Source organism: Stenotrophomonas sp. 2694 (assembly GCF_040548715.1).
GTDB classification, from domain to species: domain Bacteria; phylum Pseudomonadota; class Gammaproteobacteria; order Xanthomonadales; family Xanthomonadaceae; genus Stenotrophomonas; species Stenotrophomonas indicatrix.
Genome location: NZ_JBEPSG010000005.1, coordinates 204,420 through 228,541 on the forward strand (window position 1 = coordinate 204,420; position 24,122 = coordinate 228,541).

22 protein-coding genes and 1 tRNA gene are annotated in these 24,122 nt (G+C 67.2%); 13 read left to right on the top strand and 10 right to left on the bottom strand.

All coding sequences use genetic code 11. The annotated features are described in order from the left end of the window. The first annotated feature begins 8 nt into the window (after nt 1–8). From ABIA73_RS08905 to ABIA73_RS08915, 3 genes are all read left to right on the top strand, one after another. Nucleotides 9–1,364 carry a Gfo/Idh/MocA family protein gene (locus ABIA73_RS08905; RefSeq protein WP_218788157.1) on the top strand — a complete coding sequence of 452 codons (1,356 nt, stop codon included), beginning with the start codon at nt 9–11 and terminating at the stop codon, nt 1,362–1,364. 139 nt (nt 1,365–1,503) lie between these two features. Further along, nucleotides 1,504–1,923: a hypothetical protein gene (locus ABIA73_RS08910; RefSeq protein ID WP_025877461.1), complete on the top strand. Its 420-nt coding sequence runs from the start codon at nt 1,504–1,506 to the stop codon at nt 1,921–1,923. Next, complete coding sequence (locus ABIA73_RS08915) at nt 1,920–2,381, top strand: hypothetical protein (RefSeq protein WP_059065485.1); 462 nt, start codon at nt 1,920–1,922, stop codon at nt 2,379–2,381. Before ABIA73_RS08910 ends, ABIA73_RS08915 begins: the two co-directional genes overlap by 4 nt. 51 nt (nt 2,382–2,432) lie before the next feature. On the opposite strand, the gene ABIA73_RS08920 is transcribed toward ABIA73_RS08915, so the two are convergent. Beyond that, a tRNA-Arg gene (locus ABIA73_RS08920) sits at nt 2,433–2,509 on the bottom strand. Between the two features lie 149 nt (nt 2,510–2,658). On the opposite strand from ABIA73_RS08920, the gene ubiA reads away from it, so the two are divergent. Together ubiA and ABIA73_RS08930 are read left to right on the top strand one after the other, a co-directional pair. Then, on the top strand, nt 2,659–3,552 hold the full coding sequence (gene ubiA / locus ABIA73_RS08925; RefSeq protein ID WP_025877458.1) for a 4-hydroxybenzoate octaprenyltransferase: 894 nt from the start codon (nt 2,659–2,661) through the stop codon (nt 3,550–3,552). A 176-nt stretch (nt 3,553–3,728) separates the two neighbouring features. Continuing rightward, on the top strand, nt 3,729–5,153 hold the full coding sequence (locus tag ABIA73_RS08930; RefSeq protein ID WP_177177048.1) for a short-chain fatty acid transporter: 1,425 nt from the start codon (nt 3,729–3,731) through the stop codon (nt 5,151–5,153). 101 nt (nt 5,154–5,254) lie between these two features. Here ABIA73_RS08930 and ABIA73_RS08935 read toward each other — a convergent pair whose 3' ends face one another. After that, on the bottom strand, nt 5,255–6,919 hold the full coding sequence (locus tag ABIA73_RS08935; protein WP_354275659.1) for an AMP-binding protein: 1,665 nt from the start codon (nt 6,917–6,919) through the stop codon (nt 5,255–5,257). A 310-nt stretch (nt 6,920–7,229) separates the two neighbouring features. Between ABIA73_RS08935 and ABIA73_RS08940 the strand changes: the two genes are divergently transcribed. Further along, entirely contained in the window at nt 7,230–7,391 is a 162-nt protein-coding gene (locus ABIA73_RS08940; protein ID WP_164745118.1) for a hypothetical protein, read from the top strand. A 54-nt stretch (nt 7,392–7,445) separates the two neighbouring features. Here the strand turns inward: ABIA73_RS08940 and ABIA73_RS08945 are convergent, their stop codons facing one another. Then, entirely contained in the window at nt 7,446–8,072 is a 627-nt protein-coding gene (locus ABIA73_RS08945) for a YiiX/YebB-like N1pC/P60 family cysteine hydrolase (protein WP_354275660.1), read from the bottom strand. A 209-nt stretch (nt 8,073–8,281) separates the two neighbouring features. Here ABIA73_RS08945 and ABIA73_RS08950 point away from each other — a divergent pair, with 209 nt between their 5' ends. The 4 genes from ABIA73_RS08950 (at nt 8,282) to ABIA73_RS08965 (ending at nt 12,865) form a co-directional block, all read left to right on the top strand. Next, entirely contained in the window at nt 8,282–8,806 is a 525-nt protein-coding gene (locus tag ABIA73_RS08950; RefSeq protein WP_059065466.1) for a hypothetical protein, read from the top strand. 53 nt (nt 8,807–8,859) lie between these two features. After that, entirely contained in the window at nt 8,860–9,435 is a 576-nt protein-coding gene (locus tag ABIA73_RS08955; protein ID WP_223483019.1) for a hypothetical protein, read from the top strand. A 114-nt stretch (nt 9,436–9,549) separates the two neighbouring features. Continuing rightward, a complete protein-coding gene (locus tag ABIA73_RS08960; RefSeq protein ID WP_140228291.1) occupies nt 9,550–11,274 on the top strand; it encodes a peptidoglycan-binding protein in 1,725 nt (574 codons plus the stop codon). Between the two features lie 178 nt (nt 11,275–11,452). Then, the gene (locus ABIA73_RS08965) at nt 11,453–12,865 is read left to right on the top strand and encodes a TPM domain-containing protein (RefSeq protein WP_354275700.1); all 1,413 of its coding nucleotides are present in this window, start codon (nt 11,453–11,455) and stop codon (nt 12,863–12,865) included. 1 nt (nt 12,866) lies between these two features. Here the strand turns inward: ABIA73_RS08965 and ABIA73_RS08970 are convergent, their stop codons facing one another. The 3 genes from ABIA73_RS08970 to ABIA73_RS08980 form a co-directional block, all read right to left on the bottom strand. Further along, the gene (locus ABIA73_RS08970; protein WP_354275661.1) at nt 12,867–13,538 is read right to left on the bottom strand and encodes a VOC family protein; all 672 of its coding nucleotides are present in this window, start codon (nt 13,536–13,538) and stop codon (nt 12,867–12,869) included. 118 nt (nt 13,539–13,656) lie between these two features. Next, nucleotides 13,657–14,718 (bottom strand): alpha/beta hydrolase family protein, encoded by a 1,062-nt coding sequence (locus ABIA73_RS08975; protein WP_425505525.1) that lies wholly within the window; start codon nt 14,716–14,718, stop codon nt 13,657–13,659. A 34-nt stretch (nt 14,719–14,752) separates the two neighbouring features. Next, complete coding sequence (locus ABIA73_RS08980) at nt 14,753–15,580, bottom strand: AraC family transcriptional regulator (RefSeq protein WP_093819354.1); 828 nt, start codon at nt 15,578–15,580, stop codon at nt 14,753–14,755. A gap of 187 nt (nt 15,581–15,767) precedes the next feature. Here ABIA73_RS08980 and ABIA73_RS08985 point away from each other — a divergent pair, with 187 nt between their 5' ends. The 3 genes from ABIA73_RS08985 (at nt 15,768) to ABIA73_RS08995 (ending at nt 19,999) form a co-directional block, all read left to right on the top strand. Continuing rightward, on the top strand, nt 15,768–16,148 hold the full coding sequence (locus tag ABIA73_RS08985) for a hypothetical protein (protein ID WP_099844020.1): 381 nt from the start codon (nt 15,768–15,770) through the stop codon (nt 16,146–16,148). 144 nt (nt 16,149–16,292) lie between these two features. Continuing rightward, on the top strand, nt 16,293–18,698 hold the full coding sequence (locus ABIA73_RS08990; RefSeq protein WP_088101820.1) for a TonB-dependent receptor plug domain-containing protein: 2,406 nt from the start codon (nt 16,293–16,295) through the stop codon (nt 18,696–18,698). Continuing rightward, complete coding sequence (locus ABIA73_RS08995) at nt 18,698–19,999, top strand: aminotransferase class V-fold PLP-dependent enzyme (protein WP_354275662.1); 1,302 nt, start codon at nt 18,698–18,700, stop codon at nt 19,997–19,999. Before ABIA73_RS08990 ends, ABIA73_RS08995 begins: the two co-directional genes overlap by 1 nt. A gap of 176 nt (nt 20,000–20,175) precedes the next feature. On the opposite strand, the gene ABIA73_RS09000 is transcribed toward ABIA73_RS08995, so the two are convergent. The 4 genes from ABIA73_RS09000 to ABIA73_RS09015 all read right to left on the bottom strand — a co-directional run bounded on the left by ABIA73_RS09000 (nt 20,176) and on the right by ABIA73_RS09015 (nt 24,064). Continuing rightward, nucleotides 20,176–21,705, bottom strand: coding sequence for an aminotransferase-like domain-containing protein (locus ABIA73_RS09000; protein ID WP_354275663.1), 1,530 nt, complete (start codon nt 21,703–21,705; stop codon nt 20,176–20,178). Between the two features lie 9 nt (nt 21,706–21,714). Beyond that, nucleotides 21,715–22,317, bottom strand: a complete 603-nt coding sequence (locus ABIA73_RS09005) for a DUF6436 domain-containing protein (RefSeq protein WP_354275664.1) — start codon at nt 22,315–22,317, stop codon at nt 21,715–21,717. Continuing rightward, nucleotides 22,317–22,577 (bottom strand): hypothetical protein, encoded by a 261-nt coding sequence (locus ABIA73_RS09010; RefSeq protein ID WP_025877432.1) that lies wholly within the window; start codon nt 22,575–22,577, stop codon nt 22,317–22,319. Before ABIA73_RS09010 ends, ABIA73_RS09005 begins: the two co-directional genes overlap by 1 nt. 71 nt (nt 22,578–22,648) lie before the next feature. Continuing rightward, the gene (locus ABIA73_RS09015; protein WP_025877430.1) at nt 22,649–24,064 is read right to left on the bottom strand and encodes an aminotransferase-like domain-containing protein; all 1,416 of its coding nucleotides are present in this window, start codon (nt 24,062–24,064) and stop codon (nt 22,649–22,651) included. Between the last annotated feature and the right edge of the window lie 58 nt (nt 24,065–24,122).

A 24,122-nucleotide genomic window follows, 5' to 3' on the forward strand; every position in this document is an offset into this window, starting at 1 on the left:
TGTTTGCCATGAAGCGTAGGGAATTCATCGCGGCCAGCGCCGCTGTCGCCGCCAGCAGCCTGCTGCCGCAGACCCCGGCATGGGCACGTGGCCGCAAGGTACGCCTGGCCGTGATCGGTACCGGCATGCGTGGCCTGGTGCTGCTGAAGGAACTGGTGCGCCGCGACGACGTGGAGGTCGTTGCCCTGTGCGATATCGAGCCGATCATGCTCGGCCGCGCCGTGGAGATGGTCAGCAAGGCGGGCAAGCCGGCGCCGAAGACCTACGGCCAGGACCGCGACATCAACGCATGGAAACGCCTGCTGGAGCAGAAGGGCATTGATGGCGTGATCATCGCCACGCCGTGGGAGTACCACGCACCGATGGCGATTGCCGCGATGCAGGCCGGCGTGGCCGTGGGCTGCGAAGTGGTGGCCGGCATCACCCTGCAGGATCACTGGGATGTGCTGAAGACCCAGCTGAGCACCGGCACCCCGTACATGCTGCTGGAAAACGTCTGTTACCGCCGTGACGTGATGGCGGCCCTGCAGATGGTGCGGCAGGGTCTGTTCGGCGAACTGGTGCACCTGCAGGCCGGTTACCAGCACGACCTGCGCGGGGTGAAGTTCAACTCCGGCGACCCGAACCAGCCCTACGACAGTGGCGTGGAATTCGGCCCCAAGGGCTGGAGCGAAGCACGCTGGCGCACCGAACACTCGGTGGAGCGCAATGGTGAGCTCTACCCCAGCCACGGCATCGGCCCGTGCGCAATGTATACCGGCATCAACCGCGGCAACCGTTTCACCCACATCAATGCATTCGCCACCAAGGCGTGTGGCCTGCACGAATACACCGTAGCCAAGAGTGGTGGTACCACCCATCCGAGCACCAAGGTGAAGTTCAAGCTCGGCGACATCGTCACCACCACGCTGGCCTGCGAGAACGGCGAGACCATCCTGCTGCAGCACGACACCTCGCTGCCGCGACCGTATTCGATGGGCTTCCGCGTGCAGGGCACCAAGGGCCTGTGGATGGACGTGAACCATTCGATCCACATCGAAGGCCGCAGCCCGCCGCACCAGTGGGAAGAGTTCAAGAAGTACCAGGACCAGTACGAACATCCGCTGTGGAAGCAGAATGCCGATACCGCTGCCAGCGCCGGCCATGGCGGCATGGACTGGTTCGTGATCCATGCGTTCGTGGAAGCGCTGAAGGCCAAGGCGCCGATGCCGATCGACATCTACGACGCAGTGACGTGGAGTGCGATTACCCCGTTGAGCGAGCAGTCGATCGCCAACAGTTTCCAGACGTTGGAGTTCCCGGACTTCACTGCGGGCCTGTGGCAGAAGCGCAAGCCGATTTTTGCGTTTGACGGGAAGTACTGAGGTCTACGCCCTTCCACGCTGTGACGGAGACGCCGGGTATTGCCCGGCGTTGCTGTATGTGGCGCCCCCCTGCCAAGCCCATGTTAGGCTCGGCTTCGTGCCGGACAGTTGATGTCAATCGACAGAGAGGGGCTGCCTGATGCGCCTGCTGACCTTCACCTGTCCACTTTGCGGCGCTGCCGGGCAGCGATTCCCGCTGCTTTCCGCATCGAGACGGCAGGCGAAGACGGCATGCAGGGGATGTGGCGTGGTGCTGCGCTCGGATCCCCGTTTGGGACTGCATACGCTCTACCTGCTTTATACGCAGATCGTCGTACTGCTGGCTGCATTGCCCATGATCTCGGCGTATGCCTCGGGCCGATGGTTCTGGCTGGCTGCGATCTGGGCCGTGGTGTTGGTGTTGTCTTGGTTCCCCGGCGTGATCAGGCACGCACGAAGTCCGATCGTGCGCGCCTGGCGCGATCCCGATTACAGCTATGCGCGCAGGCCGGGCGCCACCACTACGCGCGCCGCTGCAAACTCTGGGCAGGGTAGCGATGTGCCAGGTGCCAGCCCATGATCCGACCGATCATTCTCCTCCTGACCGCAAGCCTGGCCGCGTGTGCATCGCACCCGGCCGATGCCGTGCAGTGTCCCGAGGCCACGATCACCTACGTCGGCAGTGAAACCGTGGATGCCGTGGTCCTTGGCAGGTTCCAGATCACTACGGAGGGATCGCAGGCACTACGGCTGCCACTGGCCAGCGTGGATCGGCAGGCGCATGCACACGCGGTATCGACCGATATCCGCGACGAACACGGTCTGGCCTGGCGTCCCTTCAGTGTTGTTCTGGAAGAGCTCAAGCCGCCGGCGGCGGACCTGGTAGTTGCACGTGGTGAGATTGAAACCTTCCTGTACGACGGCAAGGGCGCCTTCCTGCCCGGTGCCGTGCAGAAAGGGCAGGAGCTTTCCATCGTCGTGCGCGATCTTCAAGGTTGCGCACATCGCTCGATGCCGTTCGCTCCTGAGCCGCGTTGACGTGGAAGCGCAAGCGAGAGGCCTGGAGTGACGGGTACGAGCAGAGAAAGATGGCGCGCCCGGAGGGATTCGAACCCCCGACCAATGGCTTCGGAAGCCACTACTCTATCCGGCTGAGCTACGAGCGCGTGGTGGAACCGCCGCGCCGTCGGCCAGGGCCGGGGCGGGCATCGCAACGCAATGAGGCGGTGCGGGATGGGCATTCTATCCAGTTTCGCCGCACAAATCTCCCCCCGCCGGCAAAGTCGGTCCGAAGGCACAGGAGTATCCTAGTGTCATGGCTGATACCCCCCTTTCCGCGCCGCATCCGGCGCCGACGCCGCGTTGGCGGCATTACTGGTCCCTGATGCGCGCCGATCGCCCGATCGGTACGCTGCTGCTGCTGTGGCCCACCTGGTGGGCGTTGTGGCTGGCCGCTGGCGGCCTGCCGCCGCTGTGGACCCTGTTCGTGTTCACCGCTGGCGTCTGGCTGACCCGCTCGGCCGGTTGCGTCATCAACGACTACGCCGACCGCTGGCTCGACCCGCACGTAGAGCGCACCAAGGCGCGACCGCTGGCGACCGGCGCAATCAGCGGCCGGGCGGCGTTGGTGCTGTTCGCGGTGCTGATGCTGGTGGCCTTCGGCCTGGTGCTGACCCTGAACGGCCTGACCATCGCGCTGAGCTTCATCGGCGTGTTCCTGGCGGCCAGCTATCCCTACCTGAAGCGCTACACCCATCTGCCGCAGGTCTACCTGGGCATGTCCTTCGGCTGGGGCATCCCGATGGCCTTCGCCGCCGTGCAGGGCGAGGTGCCGATGCTGGGCTGGCTGCTGTATGCCGGCAACATCCTGTGGTCCACCGCCTACGACACCTGGTACGCCATGGTCGACCGCGAAGACGACCTGAAGATGGGTTCGCACTCCACTGCGATCCTGTTCGGCGATCTGGACCTGGTCATCCAGGGCGTGCTGTACGCGCTGTTCCTGGCCACGATGGCGCTGGTGGGCGTGCGCGGCGGGCTGGGTGGGTACTACCTGGCCGGCGTAGCGGTGGCGACGCTGCTGGTGGTGTACGAGTTCTGGATCTGCCGCAACCGCGAGCGTGGGCCGTGCTTCAAGGCCTTCCTGCACAACAACTGGGTGGGTGCCGCGCTGTTTGCCGGTATCGCCGTGGATCTGGCGCTGCGTTGAGAAGGCCGCCGGGCATGGCCCGGCGCTACCCGGCGCCCATGTGCACGGGTCAGAATCCTCGGCCGAACTGGTAGCGCCGGGCCATGCCCGGCGGGCGGCCACCTACGACCAATAGGTGGCTGACAGCCCGCACCCCACCGCCCAGAATCAGGCCATCGAACCTGGGAGGGTAGGTGATGGCCTCGACGGCAGCAGTACAGGACGGCTGGATGGCGCGCGCCGCGCTGCGCTCGGCCGCCTGGGCGGAAAAGTGGTTCCCCGATGCGTACGTATTCGCGGTGCTCGGCGTGGTCATCGTCGCGCTGGCGGCGATGGGCTTCGGCGCCACCCCGCAGGCTACCGCCAGCGCCTTCGGCGACGGCTTCTGGAGCCTGATTCCCTTCACCATGCAGATGGCCTTCGTGGTCATCGGTGGTTATGCGGTAGCCACCGCACCGGTGGTCGCGCGCTTCATCGACTACCTGGCCCGGGTGCCACGCACCGGTCGTGGTGCCGTGGTGTACGTCGGCCTGGTCAGCATGCTGGCCTCGCTGCTCAGCTGGGGCTTCTCGCTGGTGTTCGGCGGCCTGCTGGTGCGCGCGCTAGCCCGCCGCACCGAGCTGCGCATGGACTATCGGGCTGCCGGTGCCTCGGCCTACCTGGGCCTGGGCGCGGTGTGGGCGATGGGCCTGAGTTCGTCGGCGGCACAGTTGCAGGCCAACCCGGCCAGCATGCCGCCGGGGCTGGTGGAGATCACCGGCGTGCTGCCGTTCACCGAAACCATCTTCCTGTGGCAGTCGATCGCGTTGACCTCGGTGTTGATCGTGGTTTCGCTGCTGATCGCCTGGCTGACCGCGCCGGCTGCCGGCAGTGCGCGTACCGCCGAAGATTTCCCCGGCGCGGCGCAGGCCGAACCGGAGCCGCTGCAGCGCCGCACCCGTCCGGGCGAGTGGCTGGAGTACAGCCCGTTGTTGACCGTGCTGCTTTCGCTGCTGGCCTTCGGCTGGCTGTTCAACGAGTTCGCCAACAAGCCATTGGTCAGCGCGATCGCCAACCTCAACACCTACAACTTCATGTTCATCTCGCTGGGCCTGCTGCTGCACTGGCGCCCGCGCAGCTTCCTCAACGCGGTGGCCAAGGCGGTACCGAGCACCACCGGTGTGCTGATCCAGTTCCCGCTGTACGGCGGCATCGCGATGATCCTCACCCACGCTGCCGGTGGCGACGGTGAGACGCTGGCGCACCGGCTGTCGAGCCTGTTCGTGCACGTGGCCAGCACCGATACGTTCGCGCTGGTGATGGGCGTGTACTCGGCGGTGCTGGGCTTCTTCGTACCGTCCGGTGGCGGTAAGTGGATCATCGAAGCGCCCTACGTGATGCAGGCCGCGAACGAGCTGAAGGCGCACCTGGGCTGGGCGGTGCAGGTCTACAACGCGGCCGAAGCGCTGCCGAACCTGATCAATCCGTTCTGGATGCTGCCACTGCTGGGCGTGCTCGGCCTGAAGGCCCGCGACATCGTCGGCTTCACGTTCATCCAGCTGCTGGTGCACATCCCGCTGGTGCTGGGGTTGCTGTGGCTGCTGGGCATGACCCTGGCCTACGTGCCGCCGGTGATGCCGTAGCGCAAGCACGGGGTCATGTGGGGTCAGAACCTCCCCGCTGGAGAGGATCCGACCCCGGGGTCAGATCCCTTTCGAAGGAAGGGCTCTGACCCCGGAGACCCTCAGCCAGCCGCCGCCTGCTTCTCGATCTCGGCCTTGCGCAGCAGGAAGCGCTGCAGCTTGCCGCTGGGCGTCTTCGGTAGTTCCGTCACGAACGCCACCTGGCGCGGGTACGCATGGGCGGACAGCCGGCGTCGCACATGCTGCTGCAGTTCCTGCGCCAGCGTGTCGCTGCCGCTGAACCCAGCGCGCAGGATCACGAACGCTTTGACGATCTCGGTGCGCTCTGGATCGGGTACGCCGATCACCGCCGTTTCCGCCACCGCAGGGTGTTCCATCAGCACGCTCTCCACATCGAATGGACCGATGCGATAGCCCGACGAGGTGATCAGGTCGTCCGAGCGGCCGATGAAACTGATCGAGCCGTCGTCCTCGCATTCCACCGAATCACCGGTGAGGTAGTAGCGATCGCCCAGCGCCGGTGTGTCGGCACCGTAGTAGCCGGTGAACCACATGATCGGCGACTGCTGCAGGTCCACGGCGAGGATGCCGGGCGTGCGCGGCGGCAGTTCGTTGCCGGCATCGTCCAGTACCGCCACGCGGTAACCGGGCATCGCAAAGCCCGATGATCCCGGCCGCACGGCGTGGTCCAGTGCGTGGTGGTTGTTGACCACCATGCCGGTCTCGGTCTGGCCGTAGTGGTCGAGCACCGTGGTGCCCAGATGGGCGGCGAACCAACGGGCGATCTCCGGGTTCAGCGGTTCGCCGGCGCTGCTCACCACCCGCAGCTTGCCGTTGATGGCCGCACTGGCCTCGGGTCCGGCGGCGATGATCTGCCGGTACGCTGTGGGCGAGCCGGCAAGATTGGTGACACCCAGCCGCGTGACGATGTCGTTCAGCCCCTGCACGCTGAAACCGGCTTCGCTGAAGGTGGTGGCCTGGCCCAGCAGCAGCGGGCCGATCACGGCGTAATACAGCCCGTAGGCCCAGCCGGGATCGGCGATGTTCCAGAACACGTCCTCTGGGCGCAGGTCCACGGCCAACTGCATGTAACTGGCAAAGGCCAGCAATGCGCGCAGCGGCACCGGCACGCCCTTGGGGCTGCCGGTGGTGCCGGAGGTGGACAGCAGTGCCATCAGCGCATCGCCGCGCAGCATCACCGGCGCGAAATCAGGTGTGGCATCGGCGGTGCGTGCGGTCCAGTCGATGTCGCCGGCACGTAGTGTCTGCTCCGGTGCCAGGAGGGTGGCGACCGGCGGGCAGCCATCGACCTCGTCCAGCTTGCTGCGGTTCATGCTGTCGGTCACCACCAATGCGGTGCGCCCGGTTTTCAACCGTGTTTCGATGGCCTTGGGGCCGAACGCAGTGAACAGCGGCTGGTAGATCGCACCCACCCGCCAGGTGCCGAGGATGGTCGCCAGCAGGTCCGGTGTACGCGGCAGCAGGCCGGCCACCACATCGCCCTTGCCGATGCCCTGCGCGGCCAGCACCTGGGCAACACGCGCGGAGGCATCGCGCAGGTCCTCGAAGGTGTACCGATGCAGGGCACCGTGGGCGTCCACCCAGCGCAGCGCCAGCGCATTGCGGCCGCAGTGGCGGTCGCAGCACTCCACGCAGGCGTTGATGCCGGTCTGCAGGTCACCGTGCAACTGTCGCTGTCCGCGCTCGATGCTGAAATCGGCCAGTGCCTGTTCGTAGGTGGGGCGTTCTGCAGTGTCGCGGGCCATGCGCATCTCCGGGGTGACGTCATTCCGACGATAGGCGGCGGCCCTGCATGCTGCAAATGGGACCATGGGCGTAGGCCGCCGCTGCGCGCGCCGCGGCGGGCAGGCACGCTGAATGCGTTCGTTTCCGGCTGCAGCATGACGACATGCCAAACCCGCATGAATCCTTCAGTCGCTTGTGCCGCAAGGGCTGGCGCCGGTTCATTCACGCACGTACACATGGGTGTAGCCCGCTCACAACGCATGGTTAACCCATCGCTGCCGACGATGGCCCCGTCCACCGCATTCCGCGCGTGGCATTTGGAGATCGGACATGGCACAGCAGAACCAGAACCCGAACCAGAAGCAGCAGGGCCAGCAGAACCAGCAGGATCAGCAGCAGGGGCGCGGCCGCGACCAGCAGCAGCAACAGCAGCAGGAACAGCAGAAGCGCAACCAGAACCAGCAGCAGGGCGGGCAGGACGAGGAAGAGTGATCCTGGCAGCCGCCATCCATCACCGACGAAGCCCCGCCCCGCGCGGGGCTTCGCTTATTCCAGCACGCCGATCCGCTGCAGCACCGGTGTTGCAGCCATGTCGTTGGGGTTGGTACCGGGCAGGCCCTGCGGCACCTCCATGCCCATGCCGCGATACAGATCAACCCAGTGCCGGGAGATCTCACCGGTCTGCGGGTTGCGGAAGTTCATCGGCTGCAGTGCGAACACATGGAGCGCACGGAACGCGCGCTCGATGAAATCCGAGCAGTAGTAACTGTCGTCGTTCAACACGTAGGCAGTGTTGTACGGTTTGCCCAGCATCGTGCGCGCGGTGGCCACGGCATCGGCGATGGCATTGTCCGGCGGCGCACGCAGGCGATAGACCACGATCTGCCGCTGCTTGCCTCTCGCGTCCTCGCGGAAATGTTCCAGCGTCTGCCGGCGCGAGCCCTTCTCATCGGCGTGCAGCACCTCCCAGCCCTGCGGTGCGGATGCCACCAGCGCGACATGGTCGAAGCTGGGCGCGCCTTGTTTTCCGGTCGCATCGTCGATGGCCGCACTCAGGCCGCCATGGCCGGCGGTGACGAACAGCAGGTCGCCTTCCTGGACCTCCAACGCGGCCACTGAGCAGGGCCACAGCGCAGGTACCAGCAGGGATAAGACAAGCAGGAATACGCGCATCGGGCCAAGGTCGAAGCGGGGGGGGGCGGGGTAGTCTAGCGGCAGCCGCGACGACGATGGCTTCAATAGTAATGTGATATCCATCTCATTTCTGAGTGTCGGGATATTCCTGACAGCGTGTGTTGAAACTGAATTGACAAAGGCATGGCTATCCTTGCCTCCCTACCGCGCCGGAACCGCGCGCGACCGCCCGGAATCAGGAGGATCCCGTGAACCAGCTTCGCCCCGTTGCCCTGCTTGCCCTTGCGTTGGGGCTTGCGCTGTCGGGCTGCAAGCCCGCCCCGCAGGCTGCCCCCGCTGATGCCGCCGCACCCGCTCCGACCAGCACGGCTGCGGCCACGACGCCCGTCGCACCGGGCGCCACGACCGCGGCAGAGGCCGCTGGCAACTGCCCCCATCCGGTCTTCGACGAGTTCCTCAAGCACTTCGGCAACGAGATCGCGTTGCAGGAAACGTCCACGGCCGATCCGCTGCTGGACAGCCACATCGACGCCGAAGCCGAGCCGGAGCCGCGCAAGGTGGAGGAGAAAGTGCCACTGGCCAAGGTCGAATGGCCGGTGATGCCGGATCCGGCCACGCTGCAGCGGCAGGGTCGCCAGATGCAGGTCACCCGCCTGCCCGACGGACAGGTGCAGGTGCAGATGCGCACTCCCGATACCAGCGACCAGCAGACCTACACCTTTGCCCAGAAGCCGTGCTGGCAGCTGGTCAAGCGTGAGGACGAATCGATCTGATCCTCCGCGCGACCGCCTGCGGGGGTCGCGTGGTTCACCCCAAGGAGCATCGCATGCGCCTGTTTCCCGTTGCCCCCGTGCTGGCCCTGATGCTCGCTGCCTGCAGCGGCCCGGAGGCATCCGCGCCGGCGGCGACCCCTGCTTCTTCGAACCCGGCAACGACGCCGGCCGCACCTGCCGCCGCGGCCGCATCCCTTCCCACCTCCCCTACGCGCGATGAGACCGGCATGCATATCGATTGCCAAGGCACCCGCCTGCACCTGGCGGCCCTGCCCACCCAAGACACGGACGCTTCCCGGCTGACCACGCTGGAAATCGAAAAGGACGGCACACGCCAGGCCATTGCCGTACCCAAGGAAATGGACGGCTACACCGCCGTCGGCCTGGCCTGCGTGCAGGACCGGAGCGGCACGCCGTATTTCGTCGTGCAGTACGGTGAACTGCCGTTCGGCTGCAGCTTCTGCGAGTGGTACTACCTGTACGACGCCAGTGGCCGCCAGCTGACCCACAGCACGCCGCCGCTGCGTGGCACGGAAGGCGATGAGCAGGAGCCCAACAACGACGAGTACGAGAAGCTGATCGACACGCTCGGCATCAAGCACCCGGAGGTGAACTACATCGAAGACTGAGCGCAGCGGCAGGACGTCGCATGTGCGCTGCGAGCGCAGTACCGCAACACCGGAAGTACCAGGAGCAGTACCCCTTAAGGAAATTCCCTTTTTCATAGAATGGATAGCACAGACATGGCAGACATCTACCAGGACATGGTCCAGCCCCGCGGGGCGGCCTACAGCAGTGACCGCATCAAATCGTGGAGCCACTACCGCGAGCCGATCGACCAGAGCGACGGGCGCCTGCACGGGAACTCCCGCCGCTGGGGCGATGCAACCCCGGAAGTGCAGTCACGGGTGATCGACACGCTCATCGAGTCGGCGCGCGAGAAGGGACTGACCCCGCGCGAAACCGCACACGTACTGGCCATCGCCCGCGTGGAATCGGGATTCAACCCCGATGCTGCCGCAGGCACCACCTCGGCCTCGGGCCTGGGCCAGTTCATCGACAAGACCGGCAATCACTACCACCTCAACAACCGTAACCGCTTCGACGTCGGCGCCCAGTCCGATGCATTGGTTGACCACTACATTGACAACCGCAACCTGGCACACAAGCGCGGCCAGGGCGAGGAATACATCTACAAGTACCATCACGATGGTCCGACCCGCGACTACGGCGGCCTCAACCTTTCCGAAAAGAAGGTGATGCCATACGTGGACAGGTACGAGCAGTTCGTGGAGCAGCGCCTGGCGCAGACCCACGGCCAGTCCCATGGTGGCCAGACCGCAGCCGCCGTGGGCGCCGCTGCACAGGCGCAGGCCAAGCCGGCAGCGGCACATGCTGAAGGCCAGACCCGCAACTTCGAGCAGACCATGCAGGTGATGCTGCCCCCGCAGAACGGGGTCAAGCCGCACGTTACCGGTGAGTTCGGCGAACACCGTGCGCACAAGCCGCACGGCGGCACCGACTTCAACTACGTCGGTGGCCAGCACGGCCGCAACCTGCAGCATCCGACCGTCAATGCGCCGATTTCCGGCACGGTGACCTTCGTCGGTGGCGACTACGGCACGGTGAAGATCAGAGATGCGCAGGGCAACTCGCACGAGATCCTGCACCTGCAGTCGACCCAGGTGAAGGAGGGCCAGCCGATCAAGGCCGGCGAACCGATCGGCACCATGGGTGGGCGTGGCCCCGGTGGTGCAGGGCAGTATGCCCAGCACGTGCATTACCAGTTGAAGGATCCGCACGGCAAGCTGGTCAGCCCGCAGGATTTCTGGGACCAGGGCAAGCTGAAGGAAACCGGCAAGGGTGGCCATGCGCACGATGGCGACCACGGCGGTGTACTGCGCCAGGGCGCCAAGGGCGAGGAAGTGACTGCCATGCAGAAGGAGCTCAACCGCTTGGGCGTGCGCGACAGCCACGGCAACCGGCTGAGCGAGGATGGCAACTTTGGTGCCAATACCCGCGATGCGCTGACTGCCTACCAGAAGCAGCAGGGGCTCTCCGCCGACGGCGTGGCCGGTCCGGCCACGCTGGGCAAGCTGGCCGAAGGCCGCAGCCATGCCGAGGCGGCGCCGAAAGGGCCGCAACTGGGCGACAAGGCGCATCCGGATACGCCGCTGCACAACGCGATCCGCGGCCACATGCCGGGCATGATCTGCAACGAGATGGCCGCCCATGTGACTGCCCAGGCCAAGGCCGCCGGCATCGATTCGCCGGAGAAGCTGCAGGGCGTGACCTTGCAGGATGGCAAGGCATTCGTGATGGGCACCGTTCCCGGCTTCCGCACTGCGGTGGACATGACCCAGACGGCGCCAAGCGTGCAGGAGACCAGTGCTGCACTGCTGGCCAAGCATGAGCCCTCGCAGCAGCACGTACAGGACGAGCAGCAGCGAGTGGCCATGGGCCGTTGACCGCTGCCTGACAAGAGGTGTGTGGCAAAGGAGGCCGGCCGGGGCGACCCGGCCGGCTTTTCCCTTTCCGGAGTGAGGAAATACACGGATGCCGTTCCGAAGCCTGTGTACCACCGTCATTGCCGAGCAACGGGTCGGCCCCACGTCGTGCTCTGCACGTGCAGAGCGCGGCAGCCCCATGAGCCCGGTGCCGCAGACGCGCGTTGCCAGGCCGTGGGCATGGCTTGCACTGCTGCTCTGCCTGCTGCCGCTGCTGGCGCTGGCGGCAGCCCCGGTCCCAGCGTTGAATGACCCGGTGGTGGACACCGCCAATGCGCTGTCCGCCAGCACCCGCGCCGCGCTGCGCGAGCAGGCATTGCAGCTGCAGGCACGCAAGGGCGCGCAACTGCAGGTGCTGGTGGTGCCCAGCGTTGGCGAGGAAGGCATCGAAGCCTATGCGCAGCGGGTCTTCGACCAATGGCAGCTGGGCCGCGCCGGCGTCGATGATGGCGTGCTGCTGCTGGTGGCGGTGCAGGATCGGCGCGTACGCATCCAGACCGGTTATGGCCTGGAAGGCACCATTCCTGATGCGTATGCCGCGCGCATCATCGACAAGGCGATCGTGCCGCGGCTGCGCGAGGGAGACCTGGACCAGGGCGTGCTGGACGGCACCGCGGTGCTGGTGGCGCTGGTCGACGGCGAGCAAATGCCGCCCTGGGAAGATCCGTCGGCACGCAACGTGTTGCCCGCGGACTGGCGCACGGGGGATTCGGTCGTCGCGCTGACGTTGTTGGCGGGCTTCCTGGCCGGTCTGTGGCGCTCGCCACCGCGTCTGCTGGCGACCAGGACCGAAGCCGATTTCACCGGTAACCGCCGCGAGCGGCGGCGCAAGGCACTGGCAGCCAATGCGGCGATGCCCAGGTCAACGTGGCCGACATTGCCTGCCTGGGGCAGACCGCTGCTGGTGACGGCGGTGATCGCCGCGGGGGGGCTTTCTGCGTCGCTGCTGCTGCCGCGCCACGTGCTGCCGGCGTTGGTCTTCGTGCTGCTGCCCGCCGTACCGGTGGCAACCCTGCTGGGCTGGTGCTGGCGTCGCAGCGGCGGCGTACGCATCGTGCTGTACGGCATGCTGGCCGTCAGCACCGGCTTCTTCGCGGTGATGCTGGTGCGCGGCCAGTTGCCGCCCAGCCTTGCGCTGCACGCGCTGCTGAACCTGGCGGTCGGCATCGCCGCCATGCTGGTGTTCTTCCTGGTGCAGGCCGGTCGCGCGCGCTGGCGGAAGAACCGCAACAGCTTCGCCATCCGCTTGGTGGTGCTGGTGCTGCTGACCGGTGGCTATGCGCTGGGCGCGCTGCTGGCCATCGACCGTGCCGGCGACGAGAACGCCCGCGTGCTGGCGACGATCGTGTCCAGCATGGGCACGCTGTTCCTGTACTTCATCTGGGTGTTCACTCTGCTGCCCGGCGAAAAAGCCCGCGGCGGCCGGGGGGCGTCCAGAGGCTACCGCTCCTCGTCCAGCACCTCGTCGTCCAGTGCGTCCTCGAGCAGTTCCAACGACTGGTCCGGTGGTGGCGGCCGCAGCGGAGGCGGTGGCGCCTCGGGCAGCTGGTAACTCAGGCCGCCTGCACCCGCCAGCCCAGCGCGGCATCGTGCAGCTCGCCGCTGCCGCTCACATCGGCCACCTGCAGCTGCAGGCCCTGCGCGTTGGGCAGGTCCTTCTGCTCGGGGAACCAACGGCGATCGGCAGCGACCACGATCAGCAGGCCCTCGTCATCGCCCATCGGCGCGAACTGAGGCGACGGCGGGCTGATCGGCCGCAGGCCGAAGCGCTGGTTGGATTGTTCACGCACCGCATCGACATCATGGCTGGGCAGGCCGACCTCACTCAGGCAGGTCAGTTCGCTGACATGGAAGGCGCCAGTGCGATCGCTGGCCGGCAAGCGGCTGCGGCCGATCAGTTCCAGGATCAGGCCATCGGGTCCGGTGAAATACACCGACTGCGACTGCCAGCTGCTTTCCAATGCGAAGTAGTCCAGCCCTTCCGGATTGCATTGCAACGGCGTGCGTGCGCGCAGCCAGCTCATGGCCTCGGCGAAGCGGTTGTCCGGCACATTGAAGGCAAGGTGCACGCCGCCTACCGGACGGCCATTCGCCGGTTGCAGCTGGATCGTGCTCCAGCCAATGCGGACCTGGTCGCCGGCCACCTCCAGCTGCAGCACGTCGCGGAAGTACGCGGCGACGCTGGCAACATCGGATACCGGCAGAGAAAGATGCAACAGGCGCATGATCGATCCTCCGTGGAGCGCTGGGTGCAGTGTAGTCCCGCGCACCTTTGCGCCGCGTCATCACCTGTGCAACGAATCGTTGTTGCCAGCCCTGGCATCGAGCCGTGCTCGACTGTCTTCAGCGCAAGGCTTCCCCGAAAAAGCGCACCGCGTCTTCCACCGCCACCGCATGCGTCTGCACCTTCGGTACCGCAGTCATGCACAGCGCCTGCAGCCGCTCGTCTGCCAGTGGCGTGCAGGCAGACAGGAAATCGTAGTGGCCGACACCGGGCAGCGCGTGCAGCGTTGCTTTCGGAATCAGCGCCGCCGCCACATCACCGTTGGTCACCGGCGGCGCCACTTCATCCGCTGAACCCAGCACGATCATCACCGGCTGCCGCAACACCTTTAGCTGCTCCGGTGCAAACGCCTGCACGATGGCGGGCGCCAGCACGAACACCGCGCGCACGCCGGCAATCGAACGATCATCCTGTGCATGCTGCACGTACGGTTGCAGTTGTGGTGACGCCGCCGCAGCAAGACGCGCCGCCATCGTATGCGCGGCCGCTTCCTGCTGCGGCCTGCACACGCCGTCGTCCGGGTGCGCCTGGCAGAACGCCAGCAGCCGCGTCATGTCCGGCCGTGCGCCGGCGCTGAGCAGTGCGGTGAAGCCGCCAGCGGAATAACCCACCACGCCCAGCCGCGACGCATCAACATGTGGCCCCAGCTGCGGGTCGGCCTGCACGGCCGCCAGCGCCGCCTTCAGGTCGTCGGCGCGCAGCCAGGTCAGCACGCTGCCGGCCAGCGTCATCTCATCGGCGCCGTTGTTGCCGGGATGGTCCACGGCGATCACCAGGTAGCCAGCCCGCGCCAGCGCGGTGCCCAGCCACCCCATCATGCGCGCGGTGCCGCCATTGCCATGCGACAGCAACAGGGTTGGCAGGCGCCCGCCGGCAATGGGGGCATCCTTCGCCGCGCGCCCCACCTCGAACAGCGGCGCATCCGGTGGCCCGATGGTCAGCGGCGTTTCTTCGCTGCCTGGCATTGCCGGGTACCACACGGTGAAGCGCAGCACCCCGCGCCGAGCACCGTCGCGGATCGCCGCGCTGTTCAGCGTTGTCACGCCGTGACGTTCGCCGGCAATGGTGGGAGTGGCCGCCATCGCCATCGGCGCCAGAGCAGCCAACAGCAGGGGCAGCATCCATCGTGTCGCGCGTATCATCGGTTTCTCCGGGTCAGTCAGGGCGGTGATCGACCGGCAGCCAGATCTCCACGCCGCCATGGCCGGTATGCTCGTCGAAGCGGGTGTCGTAGCGTTCAAGATCCGGCGCGTTGGCCAGGTGGAGGCTGCTTGCCGGCAGGTACTGGTCCAGCAGCCAGAACCAGGTCGAGCGGATGGTGGAGATATGGCCGCCATGCCAGGCCACCAGGTAACGGCGCGCAGGCACATCCACCCGCTGCCAGTGTGCAGGCACCGATGGCAGTGCGTTCACCGGCAAGGCTGCGATGTAGTCGAAGCCACCCTCGTCGTCGCTGTTGCAGCACACACCGAAACTGACCGGTGCCGGTGTTGGCCATTCGCGGTTGAGCTGTGCCCACTGCCCGGGAATCGCACCGCCGCTGTCGCGGCTGTGGCGCATGCCGATGCCGGCCACCTGGAAGGGCGTGCAGTCGATCAGCCTGGGCGCCTCGGTGCAGGCCTGTGGCGCGTCGTCGAGGCGGATCGCGTGCACCAGTGCCAGTTCCTGCAGGCCCCGCTCGCGCACGCGCTCCGGGGTCTGCCCGAACTGCTCGCAGAAGGCACGGGTGAACGCGGCATGCGTGCTGTAACCGGCTGCCAACGCCACCTGCAGGATGTCGCCGGCACCGTTGGCCAGCTGTTGCGCGGCGGCGGTCAGGCGGCGTCCGCGCAGGTAACGCACCACCGAGGTGCCGGTGCGGGCCTGGAACAGGCGTGACAGGTGGAAGGGCGACAGTCCGGCGGCTGCCGCGATGTCGGCCAGCGCCAGCGGCTTGTCGGCATGGCTTTCGATGTACCACAACGCTTTGCCGGCTGCGCTCATCGCGCTGTCCCTCGTTCGAATGCCGGGCAGCGTACCGGATCGACGGGGTGGGGCGCTTAGCAGTTCTTGCGCCGGCAGGGCTTTGCGTTTGCCGTTGCACCGGCAACAATGCGGTCTTCATGGACACGATCGAGGCCAGGGACATGCCGGAAGTCACCGCTATCAGCCAGACCGCGCAGATCGCCGCATGGTGATGATCATTGCGATTGCCCTGCTGCCGGCGCTGCTGCCACTGGCGCTGCTGGTGCTCATGTGGCGGCGGGCACCGCGCTGGCGCGGGGACCCCTGGCTGTACCGGGTGATGTTCTCATTGCTGGCGGCACTGCTGGCGCCCACGTTGTTGATGGCAGGCCATGGCGGCCTGCCGTGCCCGACCATCGGTGGCCTTGTGCTGGTGCTCATGGACCTTGAGTGGATCGGCCAACTGCAGGTGAACCTGATTGCCTTCGGAACCGAGGACACTGCCATCCTCTCCGCGCCTTTCCTGTTCGTTTTCGCGATCGCGCTGTTCATCCCGCTGCGCACGGTGCGGCCCGCCGTCTTCGGCTTCGACGACGACACTGCATAGCGCAGAGCCCGGCATAGGTGGCGGCTGCACCTCCAGTGGTCGCAACTGTCGTCTCCACGTCATCGCTGCTTCACATCCCGCCCCGAGACTGCGCGCCTTGTCCAGGTCCCACCTGGCCCTGTCGTGCCTTCCCGGAGTCCTGCCGTGCATCGTTCGAAGCTGTCGCGTTCCATCCTCCTCGCCCTTGGTCTGGTCAGCGCAGGAGGCGCGATCGCTGCAGATGCCGGAACGGCAGGCACCAGCAGCAGTGGCAACGCCGCTGCGCCCACCCAGCTCGATGCGATGCTGGTCACCGGTACCCGTGCCTCCAACCGCACCCAGTTTGAAACCCTGGCGCCGGTGGACGTGTTCACCAAGCAGGACATCCAGTCGGTCGACTCCACCGACCTGAAGGACGTGCTGGCACAGCTGGTGCCTTCGTTCGTGGTGCAGCGCCTGCCGATGGCCGATGGCCAGGTGTTCGTGCGCCCGGCCACGCTGCGTGGCCTGTCGCCGGACCAGACGCTGGTGCTGGTCAACGGCCGCCGCTTCCATCGCAGTGCCTTGCTTGGCAACCGCGGCGCACAGGCTGCCGACCTGGCGCAGATTCCGACCAGCGCCATCAAGCGCATCGAAGTGTTGCGCGATGGGGCGTCGGCACAGTACGGCTCGGATGCCATCGCCGGTGTCATCAACATCATCCTGGAGGACAGCCCGGGCACCGAGATCACTGCGGGCTATTCGCAGTACGCGCAGGGCGATGGCGGCTCGCGCGACTTCAGTGCGCGCACCGGCTGGGCGCTGGGTGACTACGGCAGCCTCGCCCTGTTCGCCGAATCGTCCAACTCCGACGCGACCTCACGCACGCGCCAGCGCCCCGACGCCATCGCCTTCCAGGCCGCGCATCCCGAACTGGACGTGCCCAACCCGGTGCAGCGCTGGGGCCAGCCGGAGCTGGAAAGCCGCCGCGTGGGCTTCAACCTGAAGGCCAATGCCAGCGACACCTTGGAGTTGTATGCCTTCGGCCTGTACAGCCACAGCGACGGCGTCAGCGATTTCAACTGGCGCAACCCCGATACCACCACCGGCGCGTACCGTACGACCAGCATCTTCCCGGGCTGGAACCTGCGCTCGCTGTATCCGGTGGGCTTCAGCCCGCAGTACGGCAACACCCAGAACGACCTGCAGCTGGTCGCGGGCCTGCGTGGTGAGATCACGCCCAAGCTGCGCTGGGACCTGAGCGCCTCGTATGGCCGCAATGCCATCGACTACAGCCTGGACAACTCCATCAACGCCTCGCTGGGCCCGGACAGCCCGACCTCCTTCGACCTCGGCCGGCTGACCCAGACCGAGAAGAACGCCAATGCGGACTTCAACTACGAATGGGACGTGGCTGCGCTGTCGAAGCCGGTCAACGTCGCCTTCGGCGCCGAATTCCGCCAGGAGACCTACCAGGTGCGCGCCGGCGACCCGGCCTCGTATGCGGTGGGCCGTGGCGCTGCGGCGGGCCTGGAAGCCAATTCCAACGGCGCGCCGGGCTTCTCGGCCAGCCAGGCCGGGCAGTGGAGCCAGCGCAGCAAGGCCGCCTACGTGGACATGGAAGTGCCGCTGGGCGAGCGCTGGAGCATCGGCGCGGCCGGTCGCTATGAAGACTTCTCCAGCTTCGGCAGCACGGTGGATGGCAAGCTGTCGGCACGTTTTGCGATCACCCCGGACGTGGCGCTGCGCGGCACGCTCTCCACCGGCTTCCGCGCGCCCACGCCGGCCCAGCTCAACACCACCAGCACCACCCAGGGCCTGGACACGCGCACGCTGCAGATCTTCACCAGCGGCCGCCTGTCGCCCAGCGATCCGTTGGCGCAGCTGCTGGGTGCCAAGCCGCTCACCCCGGAAGAATCGCGTACGGCCTCGCTGGGCCTGACCTGGCGCACCGAGCTGGGCCTGTCCGGGTCGGTCGATGTCTACCGGATCACGCTCAGCGACCGCTTCAGCCAGTCGGCCAGCTTCGCCATTCCGGCCGGCACGCCGAACCCGCTGGGCTATACCTCGGTGAACTACTTCACCAACGATTTCGACACCACCACCACCGGCGTGGATGTGGTCGGCAACTACCTGCGCGACCTCGGCGCAGGGCGGATGACGCTGACCCTGGCTTACAACTACAACCAGACCCGCGTCGACAACGGCAGCACCTCGGTGGCCACCAACGAGACCCAGCGCGTGCTGTTCGAAGACCGCCTGCCCGAGCACAAGGGCAGCTTCACCGGCAGCTGGGACGTCGGCGCGTGGTCGTTGATGGCACGCGTGCGCTATTACGGCAAGTGGACCGACTCCACCGGCAATGCCACCGGCGACATCTACCAGCAGTTCGGTGCGATGACCTTCCTCGACCTGGCCGTGGGCTATCGCATCAACGAACACCACAGCCTGCGCGTGGGCGCCGACAACGTGTTCGACCGCTACCCGGACGAAGCCACGTTCCAGGCCAGCCGTGGCCTGATCTATTCGCGCAACGCGCCGTACGACACCGATGGTGCCAACGTGTACGCGCAGTACCGGCTGACCTTCTGATGGACCGCAGCCGCCGCTCCCTGCTGCGCGCAGGTGCGCTGTTGCCGGCCAGTGCGGCGCTTGCCGCGCTGGCTGCTCCGGCAGCCGCGCGCTACGCTGTGCCGATGGACATTCCTGCACCTTCCACGACGCCGGATGTGCTGGCCCGTGACGAGTCGTACTGGTCCGCCGTCGCCAGCCACTTCGACATCACCGATGAAGTGAACCACCTGGAGAACGGCTACTGGGGCGCGATGGGCAAGCAGACCCTGGCCAGCTACCAGCGGCATACCGCCGAAGTGAACCGGGGCAATGCCTGGTACGGTCGCCACGCGTTCCCGGCGCAGTACCTGGCCGTGCATCGGCAGGTGGCCGACATGCTTGGCGTCGGCGCCGACGAGATCGCGCTGACCCGTGGCGCAACCGAAGCGATGCTCGCGCTGATCGGTGGCTACAACCGGTTGGCCGCGGGCGACCAGGCGCTGTACGCCGACATCGACTACGACAGCATGATCAACGCGATGCGCTGGTTGCAGCAGCGTCGTGGCGTGCAGGTCGAGCGCATCGCACTGCCGGTGGTGCCCACCCATGAGCAGATCCTGCAGGCCTACGATGAGGCGTTCGCGCGCCTGCCGCGCCTGAAACTGGTGCTGCTGACCCAGGTCAGCCACCGCCATGGGCTGGTGCTGCCGGTGGCCGAGCTCGCCGAGCGTGCGCGGGCGCGCGGCATCGATGTGATTGTTGACGCCGCACATGGCTTTGGCCAGATCGACTACGCGGTGCCGGACCTGAAGGCCGATTTCGTTGGCATCAACCTGCACAAGTGGATCGGCGCACCGGTGGGCGTGGGCGCGATGTACGTGCGCAAAGGACGCGTGGCCGACCTGGATCCGTACATGGGCGAGACCGACGACGGCCGCGTGGGCAGTCGCGTGCACACCGGCACGGTCAACTTCGCCGCCTATCTGGCGCTGCCGGAGGCCATCGCGCTGCATCAGCGTATCGGCGCAGCGAACAAGCAGGCGCGGCTGCGCTACCTGCGTGAGCGCTGGACGGTGGCGGCGCGGCAGATGGCGCATATCGAGGTGCTGTCGTCGCCGGATCCTGCGTTGGCCAGTGCATTGGCCAGCTTCCGCCTGCGTGGCCATGACTCGGTGGAAGACAACCTGGCGCTGCAGAGACGGCTGCTGGATGAACATCGGATATTCACCACCCATCGCGATGGCCTGGACTCCGGCGCCTGCGTGCGGGTGACACCATCGGTGTTCACCCGCCCCGCGCAGATGGATGCGCTGGTGCAGGCGTTGGCCGCGCTGGGGTAGTGCCGGCCGCTGGCCGGCAACCTCATGACCGTAGTGTGCATGCCGTTGCCGGCCAGCGGCCGGCACGACCAGGTGCAACACCCATCCACGCATGGCGTGAACGGGCATTGCCAACCAAGGTTGGCATCTACCGGAACAGGCCCAGTAGATCCACGCCATGCGTGGATGCCCTTCCACTACCGGTCAATCGCCGGCAACGCATCGGACAACAACAACCGATCGATCCGCCGCAGCGCGTTTTCCAGTTGCCGCCGGTCCGCAGCCAATCCCAACGACAGCCGCACCCCGCTCGCGAACGGCGCGCCCGGCGGACAGAACGCCGATGAAGGCGCGATCGCCAGGCCCTGCAGCTGCGCCGTGCGCACCAGCGTGGCGTCGGTCCACGGCGCTGGCACCCGGCACCACGCATGCAGCCCATCGGCGCGCTCCAGCAACGAGGGCGCCAGCAGATACCGCGCCATCCGCGTGCGCTCGCGCGCTTCCTCGCGTACCTGCGCCAGCAGCGCCTGCGCCGAGCCATCCAGCAGCAGCTGGCTGGCCAGCGCGGAGACCAGCGGGTGACCCATCAACCGCGTGGCACGCAGTGCGGTGGCCATCGCCTCGGCATGGGCGGCGCCCGGGCATTGCACGAACGCGGTACGCAGGCCGGGGCTGATCACCTTTGAAAGCGTGGCCACATGGAACACGTGTCGCGGTGCCAGCGTCGCCAGCGGAATGGGCGCAGTGACGGCCAGGTGCCAGTACGGATCGTCCTCGATCGCCAGCAGGCCTTCGCGCTCCAGCACCCGCGCCAGCGCTTCGCGCCGCGTGGTGGGCACGGTCAGTGCCGTCGGGTTCTGGCAGGTGGGGTTGAGGTAGACCAGGCGCGCGCCACATTCCCGCGCCCGGCGGGCCAGCGCCTCCGGGCACATGCCATGTTCGTCGCCCTCCACCGCGACCAGCCGCCGTCCCAGTGCGGCGGCGGCCTGCAGCAGACCCGGATACACCAACCGGTCGCAGAGGATCGCATCGCCCTCGCGCCCCTGGCTGAGCAGGATCGCCGCCAGCGCCACCTGCGCGCCTTCGGTCAGCAGCAGGCGTGCGTCGTCCACCGTGCCCAGCATCGGCTGCAGCCAGCGCGCCGCCGCGTGGCGGTCGGTCGGGTTGCCACCGCCCAGGTGATAGGTCATCAGGTTCGGCGCATTGCTGCGCGCAAGCACCGCCGCGGCGCCTCGACGCAGCATTTCCGCCAGTGCATCGGCGTCGGGTACCGGTGGCACGTTCATGCTGAGATCGACGGCCTGGTCAAAGCCCGCCTTGGGCGGCGCGATGAAGCTGCCCTGTGGCCCGCGTGCTTCGATCAGTCCACGCTTGCGTGCTTCATCGAAGGCGCGGGTCACCGTGGTCAGATCCACGCCGAGCTGCTGCGCCAACGCGCGCTGCGAGGGCAGCCGTTGCCCGGGGGCAAGGCTACCGCGATTGATGGTGCGTTCCAGCGTGTTGACGATGCGCAGGTAGATCGGGCCGCTGTGCACGTGCACGTCCTGCACCCAGCCCAGCCCTGCAATGCCAGGCCCTGCGACATCGGGTCGCGGCATGTACGGAGGATGTCGGGGCGTATCGTTGCTTCCAACGGCGGGAGCCTGTCCATAACCATCGGTCGGTTCGGACAGGTGACCGCCGTTGTTGTGTGTGGCGGCTGCGCCAGCCAGCGTCGGTGATGTCATCGCGCGTCCTCAGCGCTGGGCCTGCCAGGGGCAGTAGCAGCCCACGGCAAGCAGTCCTTTCGGGCGCACGGTTTCCCCGCGCACCAGTTTGTCCAGCAACGGTTCGACGAAGCTGTTGGCCGAATTGCAGACCATGCCGATGCTGTAAGGGCCGGCATAGGCCAGGTGGCCCTGGCGGTCCCAGATCGCCACCGCCGGGCTGGCCGGAATGTTCCCGATGCCGTCGATGGTCGGCAGGGTGATCACCTTGCTGCGCAGCGGCTCAGGCAGTTCACCCTGGGTGCCGGGGCGGCGGATGGCATAGAAGTCGATGCCGGCGCGGCGATACATGCTGATCAGGTAGCTCAGGTGCGCACCGGTTTCGCGGTTGCACACGCTGCAGGCCGGGTCCCAGAAATGCACCACGCGGATGCGGCCGGTGTCGCCGGCCAGTTCCGCCGGCAACCGCAGCTGCGAGTCATCGAAGACGATGGCCTGTTCGGCGAACGTGGACTGCTCGCCATAGCCGAAGTACTGCCACAGTGCCGCCCCCACGCCGGCCATGAACAGGCAGGCGAGGGCGATCATCACCGGCAGCATCGAACGGCGTGGGCGCGGCGCGGCTGCGCCCATCAGGAGCCGTCCGCGCCGAACTTGTGCACGTACTGCTTGCGCATCTCGCGGCAGGAGTCGGCCTGGGCGCGGCGTTGAATCTCGCTGCGCGCCGCGTCCTCGCTGCGTTGCAGGCACTGTTCAATGGCGTGGCGCTCGGCGGCCTGCACATCCACGGTCTGTGGTTGCAGGCACACCCAGGCCAGGGCGGCCAGCATCAGCACGACGAACCCGCCGCAGCCGGCCATCACCAGGTGGAACTTCAGTTTGTCGGCGGCCATCTGCGGCACATCCTCCGTCCATACATTGCATACAAGATATCATCTTGTATGGGTATGGCTCACGGGATGGCTCAGACGATCGCCGAATGCCGCGCGTCGGGCGCCTCGGACAGGATCTCGTTCAGCTTGGCCAGCGCGCCGGCCAGTGCCTCCTGGTCCACCGCACCGCCCAGCGACAGGCGGATGGCGTTGCCCGGTGGCGGTTCCTCCACGCTGAAGGCGTCGGAGCTGGCAATGCCCAGGCCCTGTTCCTGTGCCGCCTGGATCAGCCGGTACTGGTCCAGCCGCGGCGGCAACGGCAGCCACACATGCAGGCCGGCCGGGTGGGCCTGGCGGCGGGCGGGCAGGTAGCGGGCAGCAATGGCCTGGCGCTCGCGCAGTTCCTGCTGGAAGCGCTGCACCATCGCCTGCGCCTGGCCGGTGCGGATCCAGTGCGAGGCCACGGCCACCATCGACTGGGTGGGCATCAGCGCGATCGCACGCAGGGCGTCCAGCACCGGCTCCATCGGCTCGCCGCCCGGCACTACCAGGTAGGCCGTGCGCAGGCCGGGGGCCAGGCACTTGGACAGGGTGGAGATGTAGTAGACCGGGCAGCCACCGTCGGCCAGCGCGGCCAGCGGCGGGGCGGCATCGCCGGCCAGCAGCCAGTAGGGATCGTCCTCGACCACGGTCAGTTCGTGCCGCCGTGCCACCGCCAGCAGGGCCTGCCGGCGCTGCGCCGACATCGTCGCCGTGGTCGGGTTCTGGATGGTCGGCACCAGATACAGCAGGCGCGGCCGGCGCTGCTGGCAGGCTTCGTCCAGGGCATCGGGCAGCATGCCCTCGGCGTCCATCGCCACCGGCACCACGCCCCGCTGCAGCACGCGCGCAGCGGCCAGCAGGCCCGGATAGGTCAGTTGCTCGGCGGCGATCAGTTCGCCCGGCTGGGTGCGGGCCAGGATCAGTGCGCACAGCGCAGTCTGCGCGCCGGGGCAGATCACCACCCGCTCGGCGCCCACCGGGCCGAGCACCGGCGCCAGCCATTGCACGGCCGCAGCGCGGTCGTCGCGGCTGCCGGCACCGACGTGGTAGCTCATCAGCTCGCCCTGGCCCAGCTGCTGGCCCAAGTGTTGGAAACCGGCCTCCATGCCCTGTGCGAACGGCGCGCTGCCCAGCAGCGGCGGGATGTTCATGCTCAGGTCGACCGAGGTGCTGCGGTTGCCGGCGGACATCGCAATGAAGGTGCCGCCCGCGCCCTGCGCGTCCAGCAGGCCGGCCTGGCGCAGTTCGGCGAAGGCGCGGGTGACCGTGGTCAGGTCCACCCCCACCTGCTGGGCCAGGTCGCGCTGCGGCGGCAGGCGATCGCCCGGGCGCAGCACGCCATCGTCCACCGCCTCACGCACCTGCTGGGCGATCTGCAGGTACAGCGGTCCTGCGCCCTCACGGAACGGGCGGACCCAGGTCCGGTTGGGGTGTTTCAGGCGGCGGCCGGCAGCAGGAGGCGTCATCGGTCGGATTTTTCCATACGTACAGATGCACAAGTCCATACAATGCTGTATCTTGTAT